Below are 3,859 nucleotides of genomic sequence, written 5' to 3' on the forward strand. Positions count from 1 at the left end.
CACTCTTTTTATGGCATGTTCTTTATACTCTTTTGAGTAATGCGTATAAGATTTATCAAGTACTGATAAGCCATGAATTTTAATTAAATTTATTAGATAATTTACCTTTTCTCTTCTGATACCATATTTCTTACTTAAGTACGTTCCACGTTTATTTTCTAAAGTCCATTCTTCAAAAATATGAATTTTATCCTTTTTAGTTAGTTTAGACATAGTAAAACCCTCGAGATTCATGTCCGAATTTCGAGGGTCACTACAAGATCAAAATGATCTTGAGTCTTTTTTATTTAACTTTTATTTTTTCTTACGAGTGAAACGTTGTTTTAACTGCTGCCATAGGCCTAATGCTTTACGCATATGGTCAGCTGGTACGTATTTTCTGATTGCACGCAATACCTTCTTAGGATCACGCGCAGCAAAGATAAACTTACCATTAGATTTAGTTCTAATTTCAAAACGTGGAATATAACGTCCATTGAAATGAACGTCCGCAACTACATAAGTTACTTCTTTCCATGGAATTTGAACATAGTCTTCAACATTTCTCTCGTTATAAAATTCAAAAGCTTTATCGCCGATCATAATTTTTCCATAAGATGCAATACCTCTAAACCAGGTACCATCAACGGTCAGATCGACTCTTGTGTTAATTGATTTAGCCATTTATTAAAGAATGCCCCATACGTGGAAGAGAACACCGACAACGAAGATACCGATGATAATCCAGATTGGTGAAACCTTCTTCTTCAACAACCACATACAGAAGAATGTCAAAAGAAGACCAGCTAAACCTGGGATCAATGAATCCAAGTTGTTTTGCAAAGTAGTAACCTTGGTATTGGTCAAAGCTTTACCATTACCCATGTTCCATTGCATAAGAGCTTCTTGAATACCTTTAGCACCTGATGGAAGCTTGTCCCATTCGATGTAACCACCCTTTTGGATAGGGGTTTGTGAAACGATGGGAGTAAATTTGATGTTTACCCAACGTTCAATCAAGGCACCCAAAACGAACATACCCATCATTGAAGCACCACGGGTAACTTTTTGAAGCATACCACCTGACATGTCATTAGTGATAGCTGAACCAGCGTTGTAACCAAATTCTTGTGTGTACCATAAGAAGGCAAGTCTGATTACGTTCCAGATAACGAAGAACAAGATAGGTCCCATGATGTTACCTGAAATGGCCATTGATGCACCTAAGGCACCAACAATTGGACGAACAGTGTACCAGAATACAGGGTCACCAACACCGGCCAAAGGTCCCATCATACCCACCTTAACACCTTGGATAGCGTCGTCAGTAACAGGAGCACCGTTAGCTTTATCTTCTTCCAAAGCCAAGGTAACACCAAGTACAGGTGAAGCTAAGTATGGGTGAGTGTTAAAGAATACCAAGTGTCTTTGTAAAGCAGCAGACAAATCTTTCTTGTCTGGGTATAACTTTTTCAATGCAGGAATCATTGAGTATGCGTAACCACCGTTCTGCATTCTTTCGTAGTTCCATGAACCTTGAAGGAATTGTGAGTGCCACATAACGTTAAAACGGTCACGTTTGGTTAATTTAATTTTCTTATCAGCCATTATTTAAATCCTCCTCTATGCGTTCATTTTAATAATCATCAATGATATCGCCGAGTGGATCGCCGGTACCGGCATCGCCAGAGTTGTTTGAACCTGAGCCGTTGCCACCCTTAGCTTCAAGAGCTAAGTACATCAAAGCCATTGAAAGACCGATAGCACCAAGGGCGATCAAAGTTAAGTCCTTGATAGCAGCTAAAGCGAAACCAATTGCGAAGAATGGCCATACTTCTCTACTTGCCATCATGTTGATAACCATAGCGTAACCTACAGCAACAACCATACCACCACCGATGGTCATACCATCTGATAACCATTGAGGCATCATTGCAAGCCAACCTCTAACAGTGCTTGCTGGGATAGCCAAAAGCAATGCGGCTGGGATAGCGATTCTCAAACCTTGCAAACATACAGCAATCCATTGCCATACGTTGATCATACGCCAGTTACCCTTCTTAGCTTGTGCGTCCATGATGTGAACGATAGCAGTTGAGATAGTACGTACGATCATAGTTAAGAACAAACCAGCAACAGCCAAAGGAATAGCGATACCAGTAGCAGTACCGATACCAGCAGTACCTTGACCACCTTCAACCAAGATAATAGCTGAAGCTACTGAAGCCAAAGCGGCATCTGGTGCAACAGCGGCACCAATGTTTGCCCAACCTAAGGCGATCATTTGTAATTGACCACCCAAAATAACACCTAAGTCCAGGTGACCGGTAACTAAACCGATCAAAGTACATGCAACTAATGGTTGGTGGAATTGCCATTCATCCAAGATACCTTCCATACCTGCAAGAAAGGCAACAACCACTACCAAAATCATTTGTATAGCGTTCATTTATTTACTCCTAATTAATTATTTCTTTTGTTCGTCAAGTAAGGTTTGAGCCTTCTTCAAGATAGAATCCATGTTACCTGGAGCATCTGAAGGAACCTTTCTAACATCAAACTTAACGCCCATCTTTTCAAGTTCACGGAAAGTATCAACGTCTTCTTGGTTCATTGACAATACGTTGTTGGCGTTAACGTCGCCTTCCTTGTATGACATTGAACCAACGTTGATATCCTTAAGATTAATACCGCCCTTGATAGCTCTCAAAACATCTTCTGGATTTTCAAACAAAAGAAGTGCATGTGTGTTACCAAATCTTGGATCCTTTGCGATTTCTTCCATCTTCTTAAGTGGAACAGTGTGAGCTTTAACACCTGCAGGTGCAGCTTCACGAATCATACTCTTACGCAAGTCATCCTTAGCAACACTGTCTGAAACAACAATTACTCGATCTGGCTTCATTGCTGGAATCCAACCAGTAGCAACCTGACCGTGAAGTAAACGTGAGTCGATTCTTGCCAAAACGTACTTAATGTGACCGTCACCAATTACAGTACCTTCTGGAATTGACTTCTTACCGCCCTTAGCTGAACCCTTGTCAGCGGCTGCTGCAGGAGCAGCGGTCTTTGGCATTAAGTCAGATGGCTTAGTCTTGATACCATCCTTAGCAGGTTCAACTACCTTTGTAGCGATTTGACGTGCAGTAGCATTAGCATCCATCATACGTTCAGTTAATGCTTGAACAACCATTGGTAAATTCATACCAGCAACAATTGCCCACTTGTCATGCTTTTCAACAAGTCCGTTAGCTTGGTTAAATGGAGTACCGCCCCATAGGTCGACCAAGAACAAAACTTCATCTTGGCTATCGAATGAAGCAATTGCTTTTTCCATCTTGCCACGAATGTCATCTGGGCCTTCATTAGGCTTTAAGATAACATGAGCAAAATTATTTTGTTCGCCGAAAAGCATTTGCGCAGATTGTGCAATACCATCAGCGAAGCCACCATGGCTGGCTAAAACAATTCCTACCATGTAATTTCCTCCTCTAGATCAAAAAATGAATCCGCTTTTATTATACGATAAATTAAGCCTTTAACAAAGTGTTTTTTTGAAAATAATTTCATAAGTTGATAGTTTGTTTCACACTTCAGTAAAACCTTTGTATCCCAGGCTTTCTTCTAAATTGGTCTAATGAAAAAAAGACCGTTTAGAGGCCATCTAAACGGTTATTTTTTCATCATTTTTACCTATTAAAATGATTGCTTGTTTATTATCTAACATATTCATGTTATGAAATATATACTAAAAAAGTTTAAAGATCAAAATGAGAGCATAAAAAAAGAGGCCCGGCGGCCTCCTTCTTCCGTGCTCCGGCTGTCAGACTCGAACTGACGACATCTTGATTAACAGTCAAGCGCTCTACCAACTGAGCTA

4 protein-coding genes, 1 tRNA gene and 1 pseudogene are annotated in these 3,859 nt (G+C 40.1%); all 6 read right to left on the bottom strand.

The window, feature by feature from the left end:
- Positions 1-213 (bottom strand): annotated as a pseudogene (locus WS44_RS08570) (IS3 family transposase); the annotation flags it as partial.
- Positions 214-294: 81 nt separating this feature from the next.
- Entirely contained in the window at positions 295-663 is a 369-nt protein-coding gene (locus WS44_RS08575; protein WP_013437279.1) for a DUF956 family protein, read from the bottom strand.
- A 3-nt stretch (positions 664-666) separates the two neighbouring features.
- Complete coding sequence (locus tag WS44_RS08580; protein ID WP_046434034.1) at positions 667-1,587, bottom strand: PTS system mannose/fructose/sorbose family transporter subunit IID; 921 nt, start codon at positions 1,585-1,587, stop codon at positions 667-669.
- A gap of 28 nt (positions 1,588-1,615) precedes the next feature.
- Positions 1,616-2,428 carry a PTS mannose/fructose/sorbose transporter subunit IIC gene (locus WS44_RS08585; protein WP_013437277.1) on the bottom strand — a complete coding sequence of 271 codons (813 nt, stop codon included), beginning with the start codon at positions 2,426-2,428 and terminating at the stop codon, positions 1,616-1,618.
- 18 nt (positions 2,429-2,446) lie between these two features.
- Complete coding sequence (locus WS44_RS08590) at positions 2,447-3,457, bottom strand: mannose/fructose/sorbose PTS transporter subunit IIA (protein ID WP_013641559.1); 1,011 nt, start codon at positions 3,455-3,457, stop codon at positions 2,447-2,449.
- Between the two features lie 343 nt (positions 3,458-3,800).
- Positions 3,801-3,858, bottom strand: a tRNA-Asn gene (locus WS44_RS08595).
- Position 3,859 lies beyond the last annotated feature (1 nt).

The sequence above is a fragment of the Lactobacillus sp. N54.MGS-719 genome (genome assembly GCF_000980505.1).
GTDB lineage: Bacteria > Bacillota > Bacilli > Lactobacillales > Lactobacillaceae > Lactobacillus > Lactobacillus amylovorus.